The sequence below is a fragment of the Atopomonas sediminilitoris genome (assembly GCF_022601735.1).
Taxonomy (GTDB): Bacteria; Pseudomonadota; Gammaproteobacteria; order Pseudomonadales; family Pseudomonadaceae; genus Atopomonas; species Atopomonas sediminilitoris.
Window position 1 is genome coordinate 122,020 of the sequence record NZ_JAKUMM010000004.1, and the last position, 18,561, is coordinate 140,580.

Below are 18,561 nucleotides of genomic sequence, written 5' to 3' on the forward strand. Positions count from 1 at the left end.
CTTCCTTAATGAACGGGGGCGAGGGTTAGCTCGCCCCAAGAGGGGTTACAGACCTGCGTTTTTAAGGCGGTTGGCGTGCTGGCGATAGACCGTAACTGGGTCGGTTTCAAACAGACTGGTCAGGCCGAGGGTTTGGTTCACCTCGTCGAGGTGATTCATCCTGTAGTTATCGCGGATCACTTGTCCCATATGCGAGCTGCAACGGCCGACGAGGCCGTCATTGGGTTCGCCGGCAAAGGTCAAGCTGGTGGCAATCAGCAAGGCATCGCTGATGTCCAGCAAGTTGGTGCTGACACCGGTGCCACTCCACGAGTAATAGCGCACGCCGTTAACGCTGTAGGCGCCTTCACCGCAGCTGCTGGTTGGGATGCCCTGTGGGAATCGCGCGTTAAAGGCTGCTGCGCCGACGCTATTCAGTGACTCCAAACTGCCCAAGGCATTTTGTGTGCTGTTACTGCTGCTGCCAGACAGGAAGTTGATCAGGGCACCAAGGCCGTTGGCGATCCCCGCCAGTAATGCTTCACCGGCTGAGCCTGCGGGCACTTGGCGGATAAAGTCGGCGGTGGCGGAGCCCTTATGTGGGGCGCCGACACTGGTGGCTGAGGCGACCAAGTCGGGGCGCACAGCCGCAACATAACGGATCGTTGGCCCGCCGTGGCTGTGACCAATCAGGTTGACTTTGCCTTTGCCGCTAATCGCCACGATATCTTCGACCTGCTCGAGCAGTTCTTCACCGCGCGCCTCACTGGTGTTGAGCTGGCTGACTTCGGTGACGTACACGCTGGCGCCATCGCGCTTGAGCGCGCTGGGGATGCCGTACCAGTAATCCACGCCCAGTAGGCTGTCGAAGCCGAGCATGCCGTGCGTGAGCACGATGGGGTATTTGGTTTTGGTATAGCTGGACGAACCGAACCACCAGGCATGGCTAGTGGCGGGTACGGCCAACGTGGCGGCCAAGGTGCTGGCCAAGATCAAGGGACGCATTTTCTTCATGGGCTGCCTCATTAATGGTTGTTGTGACGACAACCTCCTGCGCTGATCCATCAGTCTGGTGTCGTTGGCATTCCAGAACGCACAGTGATGGTGCAACTCCTGCGCCATGTCTGTGCGCGTGGCAAAGGCTCTAGTCAGCCGCTAAGCGCACGCACGGAGTGATTTGCGTAAAAGCCTCGATACCGAATGACTCGAACGCCGAGCAATGCCATCTGCTTTGGCGGCTATGCCCTTAACCTTGATAAAAATTGTGCGGTGTTAGCGGTTGGTATAGGTGGTGACTAATCAATAGTTGGGTGGGCGGGGTGCGCAGGTCTGGCGGGCTTGGAGGTTTGGCGCGTGAATATCGGCAACCAGCAAGGCGCTAGAGCAAAAGAGTTTGCAGATTGCGCTGATCGGTTACCGATTAACACGTTGTAGGGTGGCGTTAACTGGGCAGTCGCAGGTGCAGAAAAAAGTCTTGGATTTTTTACTTGCACTGTATATAACTACAGTATGTTGGTCGCAACGTACCTTCCGCCTCACAAAGCAAGGAGACACCTTATGTGGTTTGCAGGCTTGTCAGTTGAAGCAGTGTTAGTGCTCTTGAGCTTAATGCCGGTATGGGCTTGGTTGGCCTACGGCAGTTGTGACGCGTAAATCTGCTCGAAGCGCGTCTGGGTAAGCTTTGTCTTGGGTTTAGGCCGTGGGCTTAGGAAGCGAGCTTAGGTAGCGGCCTTAGATAGTGAGCGCAGAGGCAAGGCTGTGATGAATGCACTCGTTGTTATATTGCGACAAAATGGTATTATTTTGTTGTAAATGCAACAGGAGTAACGCCATGAGTGCGCAAGCGCAGTTCACCCCAGACGCGGATGCGGTACTGGCTAAAGCCGTGTTGAACGTGCGTGAAGCCTTGGCATTAAGCCAACAGGAACTCGCTGATATTCTAGGCGTGCACCGTACGGCGATTACCCGAATGCAGAGCAATGGCCAGCTGCGCCATGCCAGCAAGACCGGCGAGTTGGCGTTGCTGTTGATCCGCATCTATCGCAGCTTGTATGCCTTGTTCGGTGGCCAACAGGCGGACATGCAGCACTTTTTGCGCACGGCTAATCGCCATTTGAGTGCCGTGCCGCTGGAGCAGATGAAACAAGTCCAAGGCTTGGTCCGGGTGCTGGACTATCTCGACGCTATTCGCGCCAAGGTGTAATGCATGACAGTGGATAAGGATATCTGGCAGCTGTGCCACGGCGAGGACTCTATTCAGCGCATTCAAGGGTGCTTGTTCCGCGTCGTGGAAAGCCAGCGCCAAGTCGCCACCATGAATTTGGTCGACAACCTTGAAGAGCAAGCCTTGCTGGAAGAACTGCTCGAAACCAGCAAGCCGCCAGTGCCCGAGGCGGCGAAGGGGCTGCATTATTTATTACAGAGCCCGTTTCGTTATCCACCGCTGCTGTGGGGCTCACGCTTTGGTCGCACGCATGAGCCCAGTTTGTTTTATGGCGGCTTGAGTCTCGATACGGCCTTGGCGGAAACGGCTTACTACCGCTTGTTGTTCTGGCAAGGCATGCAGACGCCACCGCCCAGTGGCTTGATCCGCTCTGAACACAGCTCTTTCGAGGTACGTTACGTGACGACGCGCGGCGTGCGTTTGCAGCACGAGCCGTTCACGCGTTGGCACGAGACCTTGGTCGATACCAGGCATTACCAGCCTTGTCAGCACCTAGGCAGCGCCATGCGCGCCGCCGGGGTGCAGGCTTTTGAATATCACTCCGCTCGCTGCCCTAAGGGCGGGCTCAACGTGGCGTTATTTGCGCCAGAAGCTTTTCGCGATTCGCGTCCACGGCGCATAACAGCTTGGCTGTGCGAAACCAGTGCGCACTCGGTTGCGTTTAAAAAAGCGCAAGAGCTGGGCGACCCTTTGCGCTTTTCGGTTGAGACTTTTTTGCGCGACGGTGAGCTGCCTCAGCCGGCGTAAACTCACCGTTTGCTCGCTCATTGCCCAGCGCACCAACTATCGGTGGGTTTGCCGGCATGGCTGGTATTTTGGCCGCATCGAGCAAGCTGACGAAGCTTCAGCTTACTACCCTGACTCCGCTGCATTCATAACGATAACAATCGCCTTCGGGCGCAATGCGGGAGTCAGCTATGCCTCATTCTGTGTTTTATCGCGCCTTACTCGGTGGCGCATTGCTGCTGAGTAGCTTGCAAGCCTCAGCCAGCAGTCAAGTCGAGCAATACCAGCAAACTTGGCAACATCAAGCGCTCAGCCATCAACGCACACTGGATCTTGGCAGCCCACTGGGGCAGGCAAGTTTTTTACACTCACACAACGCCTACAACAGCACGCACTATCAAAATGCGGGCAGCTACTGGGACCCAAACCACACGCTAAGCTTGGGCGAGCAACTCGATTTAGGGATGCGTGGTATTGAACTGGACGTGCACTACAGCGTTGCCAGCAACCTTAAGAAAGAGCTACTGCTGTGCCATGGACAAGACAACCACACCGGCTGTAGTCCGTTTGATCGGCGCTTAAAAGATGGCCTTGCCGAGATCAGCACTTGGTTGCGCCAAGATCAGCATCGCGGCGAGGTCGTCCTGCTGTATCTCGAAGACCACATGGATGGTCAATATGATCGCGCCTTAAGCGAGTTAAATGCCCAGTTAGGCGATTTGATTTACCAGCCCGGCAGCTGTAAATCGCTGCCGATGACCCTGACCCGTGCCGACGTGCTCAATGCGCATAAGCAAGTGCTGATTGTCGGTGGTAACTGTGCGCATGCGGGGTGGGCTGCCAATGTTTATAACTATGGCTATCCCACCGATAACGACACCTTTCAGGCTTATCCCGCCTGCCGGACGGCGCGTTATGACACCGCGTATATCCAAAATAACTTGGTACGCATTTACGAAGATCTCACCAATCTCAGTGCTGCTTTCGGTAACCCACCGCCGGCGATTGATGCGGCACGCATGCGTGATTTGACCCAGTGCGGTATTGGTCTGATCGGTTTGGACAAGGTCAAACCGTTCGACAGCCGACTCGATGCGCATATTTGGAGCTGGGCAGTGAATGAGCCCAATGACTGGGGCGGCAACGAAGACTGCGCCCAGCAGCGCGGCGACGGTCGTTTCAATGATGTCAGTTGTTTTGCGCAAGCGTCGTTTGCCTGTTTGAGTACTGGCGGGCAATGGCGCGTTACCGCCAGTGCGGGCGTTTGGTCGCAAGGGCAGAGCGTTTGCCAGGCAGAGTTGGGTAGCGACTACCGTTTTGCGGTGCCGAAAAATGGCTTACAAAATACTCAGCTGATGCAAAGCAAATACAACCAAGGCTATGACGGGGTGGTTTGGTTGGCTTACAGCGATACCCAGCGCGAAGGCCAGTGGCAGCCCTTGGATCAACCGGTGGTCAAGCCGATGCCAAAGCCTGCGCCGACCTACCGCAAGTTAAAAAACGGGAAGGGCTACTGTCTTGATCTTGAAGGGCGTCGTACGGCAAACGGTACCGAAATCCATCAGTGGAGTTGCCATGGCGCCGATAGCCAGCTGTGGTATCAGGATGAGCAAGGTCGTCTGCACAGCAAGATGAACCCTAACCAATGCGTGGATGTCAGCGGTTCGGGCACCGGCAAGGGCACGCGCATTGTGCTTTGGGCCTGCCATGATGGCGCGAACCAACGCTGGCAGCGTGGCAGTAACAACTCGCTACGCCCCGCGCACGCCACGGGTATGGCGTTAGATATCAAAGATCCGTTTTGGGGCCGTGGCCAGCGCGCGCACCTGTGGAACTACCACGGTGGCGCGTCGCAGCAGTGGGTTTGGGAGTAATTAAGCCCGCACTGCTTGGCGTTTGCGCCTGCTTAGCTTGAACAAAACGCGCGCTGAAGCACGGTCAGCGCGCGTTTTTTCTCCCCGATTAAACCGACTTAACCTCAGCCCCCGGGCCTAAGGGTTGGCCATAACTGAATTCGACATAATGGCCGGCAGGGTCGCGCACGCCGCAGTAGTAGCCCACCGGATACGGCTCATCGCGCGGCGGCCAAATCAGGCAACCTTGCGCTTGCGCCTTGCTGGCTATGGCATCTACCGCCGCGCGACTGTCTAAGGCAAAGCCGAAATGGCTGTAATCATCGTCCGCTAAGTGTTTTTGGGTGCCGCCGGGCATGATCACAAAAATAAAGGTGTGTTCTTTACCTGGTTCGGCCATCCAGACGATGCGCGCCCCTTTGCCGGGCCGCTCATGCACGATGCGTAAACCGCAAAAGCTGCGATAAAACGCAATGCAGGCGTCTAAGTCCGGCACATGCAGGGCAATATGCGTTAGGGTCGGTAACATTGGCTTATCCTTGCACTCAATAGCGAACACCTACGTGAGTAAAGCAAACCTGCGCGGCTAAGTGCCGTGTGAGCGATAAACGTCGACGGGGGCAGCATGGCTTTTGATTTTGATTTGGTAGTGATCGGCGCAGGCTCCGGTGGCGTGCGCTGCGCGCGTTTTGCCGCCGGCTTTGGGGCCAAAGTGGCGGTGATTGAGAGCCGTTATTTAGGCGGCACCTGCGTGAATGTTGGCTGTGTGCCGAAAAAACTGTTGGTGTATGGCGCGCATGTGCGTGAAGAACTGCAGCTGGCGCGTGACTACGGCTGGGCTGTAGAGGCGGGCGAGGTAGATTGGCCTGAGTTGATCGCCAGAAAAAACACCGAAATTGAGCGCCTGAATGGCGTTTATCGGCGCTTATTAGAAGGCAGTGGCGTGACGCTCGTTGAAGGGCATGGTCGACTGCTGGATGCGCACCGCGTGCAGGTGGGTGATCAAACCCTAAGCGCCGAGCGTATTTTGCTGGCGCCCGGTGGTTGGCCGCAGGTGCCGGATATTCCTGGTCGTGAGCTGGCGATTACCTCCAACGATGCCTTCTATTTGCCCAAGCTTCCTAAGCGTGTCTTGGTGGTGGGCGGTGGCTACATCGCGGTGGAGTTCGCCTCGATTTTTCACGGCATGGGCGCACAAACCACCTTAAGTTATCGCGGCGATTTGTTCTTGCGTGGCTTCGACAGCGCCTTGCGTCAGCAGTTGCGCGAAGAATTCCGCCACAAGGGCATTACGCTGGAGTTCAACAGCCATGTCAGCGAAATCCGCCGTGGGCCCAATGATGAACGCTTAGTGACCCTGGCCGATGGCCGCGTACTCACCGTCGATTGCGTGTTTTATGCCACCGGCCGTCGGCCGATGCTGGATGACTTAGGTCTGGAAAACACTCAGGTTGCGTTGAATGAGCGTGGCTTTATCGCCGTGGATGCGCACTATCAAACGGCGGAGCCGTCTATCTACGCCATCGGCGATGTGATCGGGCGCATGGCGCTCACCCCAGTTGCCTTGGCTGAAGGCATGGCGGTAGCGCGGCAGTTATATCAGCCTGCTGAGTTTGTCGCGGTCGATTACGACAACATTCCCACGGCCGTGTTTAGTTTGCCCAATATGGCCACCGTGGGTTTGACCGAAGAGCAGGCGCAAGCACAAGGGCTTAACATTAAGGTATTCCAAAGTCGTTTTCGCCCGATGAAGCTTTCTTTCAGCGATAGCCCAGAAAAAACCTTGATGAAGCTAGTCGTCGATGCTGACAGCGATCGCGTACTTGGCTGCCACATGCTTGGACCTGAGGCGGCTGAAATCGTGCAGGGGCTGGCGGTGGCGATCAAGGCGGGCGCGACCAAGGCGGTGTTCGACCAGACGTTAGGTATTCACCCCAGTGCTGCCGAAGAGTTTGTCACCATGCGCCAGCCGGTGGCTTAAACCGTTATACTGCACGCCTTTAAAGCCCACAGCTTGCTGTGGGCTTTTGATTTTTAGGAATGAGACAGTGAACGAATCAACCTTGTTTTATCTGAGCGATCTCTTCGGCGTGGCGGTGTTTGCGATCACCGGCGCACTGATGGCCGGTCGTAAATCGATGGATATTTTCGGTGTGCTGGTGGTGGCTTTTATCACTGCATTGGGCGGCGGCACGTTGCGCGATGTGATTTTAGATAAGCAGCCGATCAGCTGGATTGGCGATGAAACCTATCTGGCAGTGGTCACCTTGGCGGCGCTCGGTACGGTGATTTGGGTGCGCATGACGCGGCCCATCCACGAACTGGGCTTACAACTCGCCGATGCCTTTGGTTTGGCGGTGTTTACGGTGATCGGCACGCAAGTCGCACTGGCGCACCAAGTGCCGGTCAGCGCGGTGGTGATCTTAGGGGTTATGACGGGTGTGGCCGGCGGCGTGATCCGCGACATGGTATGCAACGACATTCCGCTGATCTTCCATAAAGAACTGTATGCCACACCCTGCATTTTGGGTTCGCTGACGTATTTGGGCCTTGAGGCGTTGCAGGTTGGTGAAACGGTCGAAGTGCTAGCGGCGATGGCGGTGGTGTTGGTTGTGCGCTTGGGGGCCATTTACTGGCACTGGCACTTGCCGCGCTTTCATTTGCTCGATCGTGACGAGCTACAGGATTGAGCTGGGCTTTAAGCGGGTTGTTAAGCTGGCTTGAACTGAGCAGCTGAAGCTGCTCAGTTGATGCTGCTCGGTTGATAGGGTTTATTGAAACCGCCGAGCTATCAGGTGGTCGATGGCGAGCACCCCCGGGCCACGACTGATCAGCCACAGCAATACCGCCGCCCACACGCCATGGGTGGCATACGCCCCGGGGTAGACGAAGACCTGAATCACCAGCGTCATACCCAGCAAGGCCAGACTTGAGAAGCGTGTGGCCAAGCCCAGCAAAATCAAGATTGGGAACAGGTGCTCTGCCACGGTCGCCATGTAAGCGGCCAACTCTACCGGCAACAGCGGCACTTGGTATTCGTCGGCAAATAACGCCAAGGTAAAAGGTGCCAAGCTGGGCATGCCGAGCTCAAAGGTGCCGTCGACCAGGTTGATGGCAAAGCCTTGGATCTTAGTTTGCCCAGACTGCCAAAACACCGCCGCAATGGAAAACCGCGCAAGCAGGGCCGTGAGGCTGTGCGGTAGGTGCGACAGGGTATCGACCAGCTGTTGGGTGAGCCGTACCAGCGCATTAGGTGAGTGATTAAGGTGCATAAATCAGCCCTCGGAGTAGGGGTTAACGTGTGTGCGACGCTTGCTGCACGCCGACAATGCTGTGTTGGCGCAGCAGCAGACTAAGGGTTTGCGTCAGGTCAAAGTGGCTGTCTTGCGCGAGGGCTTGCTGCCAAGCTTGTGCCAAGGTATTGCCGCGCTGCAGGCAGGTGATGAACTGCGCGCCGCTGGTATTTATTGGGGTGACTTCAACGGCCAGCTGCGGACGCGTCAGTAAGGCTTGTTCCGGTTGCTGGGTGTTGATCTGGCTGAGTTCGCCGTGGCCTTGGTGCGCCGCCCAAATGGATACGGCGGCAAAGTTGCCTTGATGCACGCTGAGCGCGGGGTGCAGGCGCAAGCCGCTGTGCGCCAGCGCGTGTTCATCAGTCAGCAATGCACTGAGTTCGTCACTGGCCATCGGCGCGGCATCGGCCGCATGCAAGCTTTGCAGGTAGGCAAACTCTAAACGGGCGACATCCGCCAGATAAGGCACGCTCGCAGCCGGCGCGAAGTGTTCAATAAAGTCGGCAAAGCCAGCGCCGTAGCCGGTCAACACGGGGCCGTTGGGTGGCGACTGGCGAATAAACACCTGCGCCATAGCGCGAAAAAATTCTTCACCAACCAGCGTTTGCGTTACCGGGAAGGTGTCGGCCAAGGCATCGCTGAGTGAGCTGATGACGTTATTGCGGTACACCGCAAAGCGCCGCGTGCTGGGTGTCTGGCAGGTTGCCGGCGTGCCGCTGTCAGGGTCCAACAGCGCTTGGGCGAAAGTCGCTTGCGACGTCATGCGCGGATCCCCTGCGGTTTGGCAGCACAGGTGTGCAGACAGTGTTCGGCGTGTTCGGCTTCGCTCAATAAGCGCTCGAGACTGGGCACGTCGTTGTCCCACTCAATCAGGGTGGCCTTGGGGCCGATTTGGTGCAGAACTTCGAGATACAGCTTCCACACGCTGTCGGCGACGGGCGCGCCGTGATGATCAATCAATAAGCGCTCGCCAAGATCATCAGTATCCTCGGCAAAGCCCGCTAAGTGGATTTCGCCGACGGCCCACAAGGGCAGCTCGTCGAGATACGCGCGCGCATTCCAATGATGGTTAATGCACGAGACATACACGTTGTTCACGTCCAGCAGCAAACCGCAGCCGCTGCGCTTAATCACTTCGCGGACAAACATCGCCTCAGGGATTGTGCTGTCGGTGAACTGCACGTAGGTGGCAGGGTTCTCCAGCAAAATAGGCTGTTTGAGCGCTGTTTGTACTTGATCAATATGCTCACAGACCCGCGCCAAGCTGTGCTCGTCGTAGCGCAGGGGGAGTAAGTCGTTGTAAAAATTCTCGCCGTGGCTAGACCACGCCAAGTGTTCGGAAAACTGCGTTGGTTGGTAACGATCGACCAATTGCGCGATGGCGCTTAGATGCTTGGCATTCAGGGCTGACTCGCCGCCGATAGACAAGCCAACGCCGTGCATAGACAGCGGGTATTCGGCACGAATAGCGCTTAAGTAGTGGTGCAAGGGGCCGCCGGCGACCAGATAGTTTTCGGCGTGCACTTCAAAAAAGCCAACGCACGGTTGCTGCTCAAGTACCGACTTAAAATGTTGTGGCTTTAAGCCGATGCCCGCGTGCGGGGGCAAGGTTGCACAGGGCGTGGCGGCGGGTAAGCACGCCGCGCCCGTGTGCTGGCCGATGGCTGCGGGATGGATGAAGTCAGTCATCAGCCGTAACCGTTAAGAGCTGGCTTTTTCTTTGAAGGCCATCAGCTGACCAAAGCCAGTCTCGGAGGTAGCCGAGGTGGTTTGCTCGCAAGTGCCCTTGGGTACGTATTTCCAAGCGTTGCCTTGGTAGTCAATCTTGCTGGTGCCCGCACAGGTGGTGCCAGGGCCGGCGGCGCAATCGTTCTTACCTTTCAGGCTGATGCCGTAGCAGCGCTCATTATCACCGGCCGCTTGGGCAGTCAGTGGTGCAGCGGTCAACGCCATGGCTGAGCTCAAAGCCAGAGCCAGACTAGCGGCGGACAGGGTAGCGGTGGTTGCTTTGCTCATCGGTGTATCTCCATCTATGAATAAGCCCGACTGGGCGTTGAAGGCACTGTTGCGCCGTACCCCCTAGAGACGGGCCCACGAATGGGTTGTTACAACCGAGGTTTAATTATTTTTAAATCGCTGCAGTTTTTCGGTCTGCACTGACGACGTGCACTGACGATCTGCATTTAAACCAGTGCTTGGACCAGCACTTAGACCTGAACTTAGACCTGCGCTAGATGAGCCGGCGTATCTTGCCAGCGGTAATCCATTTGCTTGGCGGTGGCGTCGGCAAGGCTGCGAGAGCTGAGTCTGGCGACCAAATGCAGGCTCATATCGATACCGGCGCTGATGCCGGCACTGGTGAGGATGTGGCCGTTATCGACCCAGCGCAGATCATCGCGCACTAGGCTGTCGGGCAGGGCTTGGCGTAGGTCGTCCAGGTCTTCCCAGTGCGTGGTGATGGGCAAGCCGTGCAAGATCCCTAACTGACCCAGCAGGAAGGCGCCGGTGCACACCGAGGCCACTACGTCGGCGCGACTGGCTTGTTCGCCGAGCCAGTCAAGTACGCTGCGGTTATCCAGCTGCGCGCGGACATCGCCGCCGGGCACCAACAATAAATCGGCTTGCGGTGCCTGCGCTAAGGTGTAGTCCGGCTGCACGGTTAAACCGCCACGCGCCACCACGGTGCCTTCAGCAACGGTGCTCACGGTGAACGGCGCAGGCGCTTGCTGACTGCGCGACCATACCCGGCTCGCGGTGCTAAACACCTCGTAAGGGCCGGCAAAGTCCAGTACTTCGACGTGATCGAACAACAGAATATTGACCTGCATGAGCGGCCTCCCAAGGCTCGGCGATGAATGCTTGCTGCGCAGCATCGCGTGGTGTTGCGCAGCGAACTTAACGCTTACCAAGGTAGTGCGCGTAATCGGGAATCCGGTGCGGGTGCGCTTGGCTAAGCAAAGGGCTGCTGATTAGAAAATCGGCGCTGGCTTCGTTGCACGCTACGGGAATATTCCACACCGCGGCAACCCGTAATAACGCCTTGATATCGGGATCGTGCGGCTGCGGCTCGAACGGGTCCCAGAAAAACACCAACATGTCGATCTTGCGCTCGGCAATCCAAGCGCCCAGCTGTTGATCGCCACCCAGCGGGCCGCTGAGCATAGCGATGACCTCAAGCTCAAGTGTTTCGCGCAGTAACTTGCCGGTGGTGCCCGTGGCGACCAGAGAATGCTCGGCGAGCTGTGCGCGATGCCGTTTAGCCCAGTCCAATAAATGCTGTTTGCAGTGGTCATGGGCCACCAAGGCAATGTGTTTTTGCGCCGGCAGTTCAGTCTGGGTAAACGGCAGTTGGATCATTACTCGACCTTAAGAATTTTCAGGTTGTTGGTGCCGCCAGGGCTGTGTAAATCGCCTTTGGTGAGCAGGACCCAGTCGCCGGTTTGTACCGCGCCTTGGCTTTTAAGCTGCGCGACAATGGCTGGATTGACCTGCTCGCTGGGCAGGCTGGCTTGGTCAAACAGCAAAGGGTAAACCCCGCGATAGAGCGCAGTACGCGCTAGGGTGCGCGGTGACGGTGACACGGCAAAGATGGGCAGCGGGGTACGGATGCGCGACATAATCAGTGGCGTGTTACCGCTTTCCGTCAGGCAGACAATCGCGCTGACGCCTTGCAGGTGATTGGCCGCGTACATGGCCGCCATGGCGATGGTTTCATCGCAGTGGCTAAAGACTTGCTCTAAACGATGACCACTGCGCTGAGTCAGCGGCTGCTTTTCGGCGCCTAAACAGACGCGCGCCATGGCTTGCACCGCTTCGCAGGGGTAGTCGCCGGCGGCGGATTCAGCGCTGAGCATCACCGCGTCGGTGTGGTCAAACACCGCATTGGCAATGTCGGACACCTCGGCCCGCGTCGGCAGTGGGCTGCTGATCATTGACTCCAGCATTTGCGTGGCAGTGATCACGGCGCGGTTTAAGCGGCGAGCGCGGGCAATGATGTGTTTTTGGATGCCGGTCAGCTCGGCGTCGCCGATCTCTACGCCTAAGTCGCCCCGCGCCACCATCACAGCATCGCTGGCGAGAATCAGCTCATCAAGAATAGCGTCGTCGGCCACCGCCTCGGCGCGTTCAATCTTGGCGACCAAGGCGGCGTCACTGCCCGCTTCGCGCAGCAACCGCCGGGCAAGGTGCATGTCTTCGGCATCACGTGGAAAGGATACGGCGACAAAGTCGGCGTTAATTTCAGCCGCCACGCGGATGTCGGCGCGGTCTTTGTCAGTCAAGGCAGGGGCGGTGAGACCGCCGCCTTGACGATTGATGCCTTTGCGATCCGACAGCGCGCCGCTGTTAAGCACCTCAGTGTGTACGGCCTGATCAGCCACGCTGAGGACTTTCAGGCTGATGCGACCATCATCCAGCAGCAGGATGTCTCCCGCGCGGCAGTCATCGACCAATTCCGGGTAGTCGATGCCGACCAGCTCGGCAGTGCCGGCGCTCTTGTCATGCCGGGCCGACAAACTAAAGCGTTGGCCCGCGTGGAGCATCACCTTGCCTGCGGCGAATTTGGCGATGCGAATCTTAGGGCCTTGCAAGTCGGCCAAAATAGCCACACAGCGGCCATGTTTGGCGGCTAGCTGGCGCACCAGCGCTGCGCGAGCACTGTGCTCAGCGGCACTGCCATGAGAGAAATTCAAGCGTGCCACATCAATGCCGCTTTTGATCAGTGGCTCAAGTTGTTCCGCCGTGCTGGAGGCAGGGCCTAAGGTGGCAACGATTTTGGTACGGCGTAGGCTCATGGTCACGCTCCTCATTGCGCGGCATTGCACAGGGCAAGGCAGTTATCCAACATGCGATTGGAGAAGCCCCACTCATTGTCGTACCAAGCCATGACTTTCAGTTGACGGCCAATCACGCGGGTTTGTGCAGCATCAACAATCGACGACAAGCGGTTGTGGTTAAAGTCCACCGACACCAGCGGTAATTCGTTAAAGCCCAAGACAGAGCTGTTGGCGCTGGCGCGCTTTAACGCGGCATTGACCTCGTCACGACTGGTTTCGCGGGCCAGCTCAACCGTTAAGTCAACCAAGGACACGTTAATGGTCGGCACCCGCACGGCGAGCCCCGTCAGTTTGCCGGCCAGTTGCGGCAGCACCTCGCCAACCGCTTCGGCGGCGCCGGTTTTGGTAGGGATCATCGACTGCGTGGCTGAGCGGGCGCGGTAGATGTCGTTGTGGTAAACATCCGACAAATTCTGGTCATTGGTGTAGGCGTGGATGGTGGTCATCAAACCACTGACGATGCCAAATTCTTGGTCCAGGACTTGCGCCACGGGGGCCAAGCAGTTGGTGGTGCACGAGGCGTTGGAGATGATTTGCATGTCTTGACGCAAAACCTGATGGTTAACGCCAAACACCACGGTGGCGTCGAGCTGCTTACCGGGTGCCGAGACAATCACTTTGCGCGCGCCAGCACTCAGGTGCTGGGCGGCAAGCTCACGCTCGGTGAACAGGCCGGTGCACTCAAAGACCACGTCAACGTGCAGGGCCGCCCACGGCAGCGCTTGCGGTTGGCGGATGGCGCTGACGGCGATGCGGTCGCCGTTCACGTAGAGCGCCTCGTTATCCACGCTGACCTCGCCGGCAAATTGGCCGTGGACGCTGTCATACTGGAACAGGTGGGCGTTGATGTCGGCGTTACCAAGATCGTTAATCGCAACGACTTGCAGGCGGTCACGGTAGCCGTTTTCGTAGAGTGCGCGCAGCACATTACGGCCGATGCGTCCAAAGCCGTTGATAGCAATGCGTAGAGTCATGTTTATTGGCCTTTTTTTGTTAAAATCACAACATTTGTTGGCCAAAGCATAGAAAGACTCCAGCTTGTATGGCAATATTTTTTCGTAATATTACAAATATTTCGTAATTCACTCGTTGTGAGAGGTTCAGATCAATGCATCCGCGTGTGCTGCAAGTAACTCAACGTTTGATCGAGCGCAGTCAGCCGACGCGTCACGCGTATTTGGCGCAAATGCAGGCTGCCGCCAGTAAGGGCGTCGTGCGCGGTACGTTGCCGTGCGGCAATCTGGCGCACGCGATGGCGGCCTGTGGCAGTGGTGATAAGGAGCAGTTGCGCCTGATGAATCAGGCCAATGTCGGCATCGTGACGGCCTATAACGACATGTTGTCGGCGCATCAGCCCTTTGAGCACTACCCCGATCAGGTGCGCAGCGCCGTGCGTGAGATGGGGTGCACCGCGCAAGTGGCCGGTGGCGTGCCGGCGATGTGTGATGGCGTCACCCAAGGCGAGCCGGGCATGGAGTTATCTCTCGCCAGTCGCGACGTGATTGCGTTGTCCACAGCCATTGCCTTGTCCCATAACGTGTTCGATGCGGCGCTGTGTTTGGGGGTGTGCGACAAAATCGTCCCGGGCTTGCTGATTGGTGCGCTGCGCTTTGGTCATTTGCCGGTGATTTTTGTTCCGGCGGGGCCAATGGTCTCGGGCTTATCGAACAAGGAAAAAGCCGCCGTGCGCCAACGCTTTGCTGAAGGTAAAGCGAGCCGTGAAGAGCTGCTTGAGGCCGAATCACAGTCGTACCACTCCGCAGGTACCTGTACTTTTTACGGTACGGCCAACACCAATCAGATGCTGGTTGAAGTGATGGGCCTGCACTTGCCCGGCTCATCCTTTGTGAATCCGGGTACGCCACTGCGTGAAGCATTAACCCGTGAGGCCGCTCAGCAGGCTTGTCGGATTACCGCCTTAGGCAGCGACTATCGCAGCATGGCCTCGATTGTGGATGAAAAGGCCATCATCAATGCGGTGGTCGCTTTATTGGCCACCGGTGGCTCTACCAACTTGACGCTGCACTTGGTCGCCATCGCCCAAGCCGCAGGGATTCAACTACGGCTGGAGGATTTGGCCGAGCTGTCGGCCGTGGTGCCGACCGTGGCGCGCATTTACCCCAACGGTCAGGCCGACGTGAACCACTTTCAAGCCGCAGGCGGCACCGCGTTTTTGATTCGCGAGCTGCTGGCAGCCGGTTTAATGCACGAAGACGTCAACACCATCGTGGGTCACGGCTTGTCACGCTACACGCGCGAGCCGTTCTTGCGGGATGGCCAGTTGGTGTGGCGTGAGGGGGCTAGCAATAGTTTGGATGAAGCCGTTTTGCGCCCCGTTAGCCGCGCTTTTACCCCAGAAGGTGGCGTGCGTTTGATGCAGGGTAATTTGGGGCGCGGCGTGATTAAGGTCTCCGCTGTAGCGCCTGAGCATCAAGTGGTAGAGGCGCCATGCCGCGTCTTTGATAGTCAGCAGGCCTTGGCAGAGGCCTTCAAGCGCGGGGAGCTGGAGCGTGACATCGTCGCCGTGGTGCGCTTTCAAGGCCCACGCGCCAACGGTATGCCTGAGTTGCACAAGATGACGCCCTATCTGGGCATTCTGCAAGATCGTGGGTTTAAGGTGGCGCTGGTGACAGATGGCCGCATGTCGGGGGCCTCGGGCAAGGTGGCTGCCGCGATACATGTGAGTCCCGAGGCAATCGACAATGGCCCGCTGCGTTTTGTGCAAGACGGCGACGTTATCCGTGTAGACGGTGCGCGCGGCACGTTGCAGCTGCTGGTCGATGACGCGGTGATGGCGCGGCGTAGCGCAGCCCCCGCACCGCAAGGTGAGGGTGTCGGTTGCGGTCGTGAGTTATTTGCCTTTATGCGCGAGTCTATGAGCAGTGCCGAACACGGCGGCAGCTGTTTCAGCGCCCAGCTTGGGGCGCTGCGATGAGCGTCGCGTTAGTCGGGGATATCGGCGGCACCAATGCACGCCTAGCCCTGTGGCAAGACGGGCAATTAGCCGGCATTGAGGTGCTTGCTTGCGCCGATTATGCCTCGCCTGAGGCGGCGATCAGCGAATACTTGGCGCGCCACCAAGCCAAGGTTTCGCGCTTGTGTTTGGCTTGTGCCGGCCCGGTAAATGAGGGGCGGGTAACGCTGACCAACAATCATTGGCAGGTGGAAAGTGATCGTCTGCGATCAGGTCTTGAGCTGGTGCAGGCTGAGTTGATCAACGACTTCACCGCCATGGCGCTGGGCGTCACCTTAGTGGGTGCCGATGAGTTGCTCTGCGTGAGCGCGGGGGTTGCGCTGCCCGACCGCATGCGTTTGGTCATGGGTCCTGGCACGGGGCTGGGTGTGGCCGGCTTACTGCCAATGGCGGAGGGTCGCTGGCAGGTTGTCAGCGGCGAGGGCGGGCATGTCAGTCTGCCGTCGAGTAATCCGCGCGAGGCTGCCATTTTGGCGCTGCTGCAACAGCAGCAAGCTTATGTAAACGCAGAAACCATTCTTTCTGGCGGCGGCTTGCTGCGCTTGTACCAAGTTAGCTGTCAGTTGGATGGGTGCGAAGCGCAATACCACACACCCGCACAAGTGACCGCGGCCGCGCTTAATGGCGACCTGTATGCCGATGCGGTGCTTGAGCAATTTTGTTGCTGGCTGGGGCAGGTGATGGGTAATGCGGCGGTGCTGTTGGGCGCGCGCGGTGGGGTTTATATCGCCGGTGGTGTGGTGCCTCGTTTTGCCGAACGTTTTTTAACCAGTGGCTTTCATCAGGCGTTTTATAGCAAAGGCAGCATGCGTGACTATTTACAGCCTATTCCCATTTATGTGGTGCAGGCGCAATGGCCTGGCTTGCTGGGTGCAGGCGCATGGCTGGAGCAAACAGCATGAGCCCATGCTCGCAAGCACTCGGCCCGTTTGAAGCACTGTTCGCGCGTGCCGACTTTGCTGGCAAGGTTCATGCGCGCAGCTACTGGCAAGGGCGTGAGTTACTGCTGTTGCAGACTGGCAAAATGCAGGCGGTAATCAGCCTGCAGGGGGCGCAGCTACTGCACTTTCAACCAGCGGCTGAGCGGCCTTGGTTGTGGTGCTCAACGCTGTGGCCGCAGCAGGGACCTATTCGTGGCGGTATTCCGTTGTGCTGGCCATGGTTTGGCGCGCATCCACAAGGGTTGGCGTTGCCGTCACATGGCTGGGCGCGCCTGCAGGATTGGCAATTAACTGAGCTGCAGTCACACGATGATGAGGTGTCGCTCAGTTGGTCGCTGGCGCTGGATGATTGGTCTGCAGAGGTGCAAATGCGCCTCGGCGAGACGCTCAGTGTTGAGCTTAAAACAGTGTGCCTGCGCGCGACTGAAGTGCCGCTGTCACAAGCACTGCATGCTTATTGGCAAGTTTCTTTCTTGGATAACGCGCAGGTGACGACCCTTGATGGCGTGACTTATCACGACAAGCTGGATGGCGTGCACAAGCCGCAGCGAGGTGATGTCACCTTTAGTCAGCCGTTAGATCGTGTCTATGCGAGCGGTGCCGATCTGCTGCTGCGCGATCAAGGCTGGCAGCGCACGCTACAGATTGCCAAGCGCAATAGCGACAGTAGCGTGCTGTGGCATCCCGGCAGGCCGGGCTTGCCTGATGCACCGCCAGTGCTGGCGGCGGGCTTTGTGTGTGTCGAAGTGGCCGATGGCCTGCAAAATCATCACGTTTTAGCCGTGGGCGAACAGCGCGAGTTGGGCATGCATGTTCAATGCTCGCTCTAGCACCAGCTGCCCAGTAAAGGAATATTTATGACTGCGGTATTAAACCAGCCACTGGCCATCGGCATGATGCGCTTGGCGGATTATCCTGAGCTTGCCACAGCACAGCAGCTGCTTGGCTTGGTGCTGCGCTGCGCGGAGCAGGGCGTCACGACCTTTGATCATGCCGATATCTATGGTGCAGGTCAGTGTGAGGCTAAATTTGGCGAGGCCTTGGCGATCAAGCCCAGCGTGCGCTCGCAACTGACGCTGATCAGTAAGGCCGATATTGTGGCGCGTGATGCCGATGATTCGCCGTGGCAGGTCAAACATTACAACAGTTCGGCTGAGTATCTGGTGCAGCAAGTTGATGCGTCGCTGCGGCGTTTGCGTACGGACTACTTAGACGGCTTTCTGCTGCATCGCCCCGATCCTTTGATGCGGGTTGATGAGTTAGCGGATGTGCTGCAGGGCCTGATAGCCAGCGGCAAGGTGCGCTGGGTTGGCGTATCTAACTTCGCGCCGGCGCACTGGAGCGCGCTCGCAGCAGCGGTGCCGTTGCGCTGCAATCAAATCGAGCTGTCATTGGCGGCGCAGGCAGCTGTTTGGGATGGCCAGTTGCAGCACATGGCAGCCAAAGGTATTCAAGTGATGGCTTGGTCGCCGCTGGCAGGTGGGCGTTTTTCAAGCAACTTAAAGCAAGCACTGCAAGCTGTGGCAGAGGCGCATGGTGCTACTGTCGAGCAAATAGCGTTGGCTTGGGTGCGTGCCCTACCGGGAGCCCCCGTGTGCGTGCTGGGTAGTTTGCGTTGGCAGCGTATCAGTGATGCCGTGAGCGCCAGTGCCTTATGTTTATCGCGGCAGGAGTGGTTCTATTTGGCCGAAGCAGCGCGTGGGCATGCCGTGGCTTAGCGCTTGTGCACAACAAAA

General features: G+C 57.9%; 19 protein-coding genes. 9 read left to right on the forward strand and 10 right to left on the reverse strand.

Annotated features, from left to right (window positions below):
* Positions 1 to 45 precede the first annotated feature (45 nt).
* Positions 46 to 993, reverse strand: a complete 948-nt coding sequence (locus MKI83_RS07220; protein ID WP_241584487.1) for a triacylglycerol lipase — start codon at positions 991 to 993, stop codon at positions 46 to 48.
* An 817-nt stretch (positions 994 to 1,810) separates the two neighbouring features.
* Here MKI83_RS07220 and MKI83_RS07225 point away from each other — a divergent pair.
* The 3 genes from MKI83_RS07225 (at position 1,811) to MKI83_RS07235 (ending at position 4,803) form a co-directional block, all read left to right on the forward strand.
* Positions 1,811 to 2,182 carry an antitoxin Xre/MbcA/ParS toxin-binding domain-containing protein gene (locus MKI83_RS07225; protein WP_241584489.1) on the forward strand — a complete coding sequence of 124 codons (372 nt, stop codon included), beginning with the start codon at positions 1,811 to 1,813 and terminating at the stop codon, positions 2,180 to 2,182.
* Positions 2,183 to 2,185: 3 nt separating this feature from the next.
* Positions 2,186 to 2,950 (forward strand): RES family NAD+ phosphorylase, encoded by a 765-nt coding sequence (locus MKI83_RS07230; RefSeq protein WP_241584491.1) that lies wholly within the window; start codon positions 2,186 to 2,188, stop codon positions 2,948 to 2,950.
* Between the two features lie 170 nt (positions 2,951 to 3,120).
* The gene (locus tag MKI83_RS07235; protein WP_241584492.1) at positions 3,121 to 4,803 is read left to right on the forward strand and encodes a phosphoinositide-specific phospholipase C-related protein; all 1,683 of its coding nucleotides are present in this window, start codon (positions 3,121 to 3,123) and stop codon (positions 4,801 to 4,803) included.
* An 88-nt stretch (positions 4,804 to 4,891) separates the two neighbouring features.
* Here the strand turns inward: MKI83_RS07235 and MKI83_RS07240 are convergent, their stop codons facing one another.
* A complete protein-coding gene (locus MKI83_RS07240) occupies positions 4,892 to 5,311 on the reverse strand; it encodes a VOC family protein (RefSeq protein ID WP_241584493.1) in 420 nt (139 codons plus the stop codon).
* Positions 5,312 to 5,407: 96 nt separating this feature from the next.
* On the opposite strand from MKI83_RS07240, the gene gorA reads away from it, so the two are divergent.
* Together gorA and MKI83_RS07250 are read left to right on the forward strand one after the other, a co-directional pair.
* Positions 5,408 to 6,763, forward strand: a complete 1,356-nt coding sequence (gorA, locus tag MKI83_RS07245; protein ID WP_241584494.1) for a glutathione-disulfide reductase — start codon at positions 5,408 to 5,410, stop codon at positions 6,761 to 6,763.
* Positions 6,764 to 6,830: 67 nt separating this feature from the next.
* Positions 6,831 to 7,472 (forward strand): trimeric intracellular cation channel family protein, encoded by a 642-nt coding sequence (locus MKI83_RS07250; RefSeq protein ID WP_241584497.1) that lies wholly within the window; start codon positions 6,831 to 6,833, stop codon positions 7,470 to 7,472.
* Between the two features lie 81 nt (positions 7,473 to 7,553).
* Here MKI83_RS07250 and MKI83_RS07255 read toward each other — a convergent pair whose 3' ends face one another.
* The 8 genes from MKI83_RS07255 to gap form a co-directional block, all read right to left on the reverse strand.
* Entirely contained in the window at positions 7,554 to 8,054 is a 501-nt protein-coding gene (locus MKI83_RS07255; RefSeq protein WP_241584499.1) for a DoxX family protein, read from the reverse strand.
* A 22-nt stretch (positions 8,055 to 8,076) separates the two neighbouring features.
* Positions 8,077 to 8,838: an HvfC/BufC N-terminal domain-containing protein gene (locus MKI83_RS07260; RefSeq protein ID WP_241584501.1), complete on the reverse strand. Its 762-nt coding sequence runs from the start codon at positions 8,836 to 8,838 to the stop codon at positions 8,077 to 8,079.
* Positions 8,835 to 9,764, reverse strand: coding sequence for an MNIO family bufferin maturase (gene bufB / locus MKI83_RS07265; protein WP_241584503.1), 930 nt, complete (start codon positions 9,762 to 9,764; stop codon positions 8,835 to 8,837). Before bufB ends, MKI83_RS07260 begins: the two co-directional genes overlap by 4 nt.
* 12 nt (positions 9,765 to 9,776) lie before the next feature.
* Complete coding sequence (locus MKI83_RS07270; RefSeq protein WP_241584505.1) at positions 9,777 to 10,091, reverse strand: BufA1 family periplasmic bufferin-type metallophore; 315 nt, start codon at positions 10,089 to 10,091, stop codon at positions 9,777 to 9,779.
* Positions 10,092 to 10,294: 203 nt separating this feature from the next.
* Entirely contained in the window at positions 10,295 to 10,903 is a 609-nt protein-coding gene (locus MKI83_RS07275) for a DJ-1/PfpI family protein (RefSeq protein ID WP_241584507.1), read from the reverse strand.
* A 67-nt stretch (positions 10,904 to 10,970) separates the two neighbouring features.
* Entirely contained in the window at positions 10,971 to 11,432 is a 462-nt protein-coding gene (locus MKI83_RS07280; RefSeq protein WP_241584508.1) for a methylglyoxal synthase, read from the reverse strand.
* Positions 11,432 to 12,868 carry a pyruvate kinase gene (gene pyk / locus MKI83_RS07285; RefSeq protein ID WP_241584510.1) on the reverse strand — a complete coding sequence of 479 codons (1,437 nt, stop codon included), beginning with the start codon at positions 12,866 to 12,868 and terminating at the stop codon, positions 11,432 to 11,434. Before pyk ends, MKI83_RS07280 begins: the two co-directional genes overlap by 1 nt.
* An 11-nt stretch (positions 12,869 to 12,879) precedes the next feature.
* The gene (gap, locus tag MKI83_RS07290; protein ID WP_241584512.1) at positions 12,880 to 13,884 is read right to left on the reverse strand and encodes a type I glyceraldehyde-3-phosphate dehydrogenase; all 1,005 of its coding nucleotides are present in this window, start codon (positions 13,882 to 13,884) and stop codon (positions 12,880 to 12,882) included.
* Between the two features lie 134 nt (positions 13,885 to 14,018).
* Between gap and edd the strand changes: the two genes are divergently transcribed.
* From edd to MKI83_RS07310, 4 genes are read left to right on the forward strand one after another with little or no spacing between them, the layout of a single operon-like run.
* Positions 14,019 to 15,845, forward strand: a complete 1,827-nt coding sequence (edd, locus tag MKI83_RS07295) for a phosphogluconate dehydratase (RefSeq protein WP_241584513.1) — start codon at positions 14,019 to 14,021, stop codon at positions 15,843 to 15,845.
* Positions 15,842 to 16,786, forward strand: coding sequence for a glucokinase (locus MKI83_RS07300; protein WP_241584514.1), 945 nt, complete (start codon positions 15,842 to 15,844; stop codon positions 16,784 to 16,786). The genes edd and MKI83_RS07300 overlap by 4 nt, the downstream gene beginning before the upstream one ends.
* The gene (locus tag MKI83_RS07305) at positions 16,783 to 17,655 is read left to right on the forward strand and encodes a D-hexose-6-phosphate mutarotase (protein WP_241584516.1); all 873 of its coding nucleotides are present in this window, start codon (positions 16,783 to 16,785) and stop codon (positions 17,653 to 17,655) included. Before MKI83_RS07300 ends, MKI83_RS07305 begins: the two co-directional genes overlap by 4 nt.
* A gap of 27 nt (positions 17,656 to 17,682) precedes the next feature.
* Complete coding sequence (locus tag MKI83_RS07310; RefSeq protein WP_241584517.1) at positions 17,683 to 18,543, forward strand: aldo/keto reductase; 861 nt, start codon at positions 17,683 to 17,685, stop codon at positions 18,541 to 18,543.
* Positions 18,544 to 18,561: the final 18 nt, after the last annotated feature.